This is a genomic window from Vibrio sp. S12_S33 (assembly GCF_963889785.1).
Classification (GTDB): domain Bacteria; phylum Pseudomonadota; class Gammaproteobacteria; order Enterobacterales; family Vibrionaceae; genus Vibrio; species Vibrio aestuarianus.
This window is the reverse complement of the sequence record NZ_CAWPQZ010000271.1, coordinates 1-406: the sequence shown is the minus strand read 5'-3', so window position 1 is coordinate 406 and position 406 is coordinate 1. Positions and strand designations below refer to the sequence as shown.

Genomic DNA, 406 nt, shown 5'->3' with positions numbered 1-406 from the left:
CCGTGGTGCTACCATCTGGGTTGGTGATGGTTAACGTCACCGTATCGCCCTCTTCCACGCCCGTTGGTAGTGTCACGTTGGTTTCAACGCCGTCACTGTTTTCGGCCACGCTCACGCTGCCGTCCGCAGCATCCGCAATGGTAAGTGTTGGCACCGTACTTGGCACGGTGGCGTCAAAATCAAACGTCACTGGCGCACTTTCACCACTGCTGTTGCCCGCCGCGTCGCTGATCTGCGCCGTCACGCTGTAGTCACCTTCCGCCGCCAAGCTTGGGATGGTGATGTTCGCACTGCCTGTTAGTGTTTCTAATAAGGTTACTTCGTGAGTTTGTACTGTCGTACTGCCATCTGGGTTGGTGATGGTTAACGTCACCGTATCACCCACTTCCACACCCGTTGGAATACT

At 55.7% G+C, this 406-nt stretch carries 1 protein-coding gene; it reads right to left on the bottom strand.

The genetic code is table 11. From position 1 onward, the window contains the following. Positions 1-406 (bottom strand): Ig-like domain-containing protein (locus tag AACW06_RS20135; RefSeq protein WP_238336783.1); only part of this gene is annotated, 406 nt, incomplete at both ends.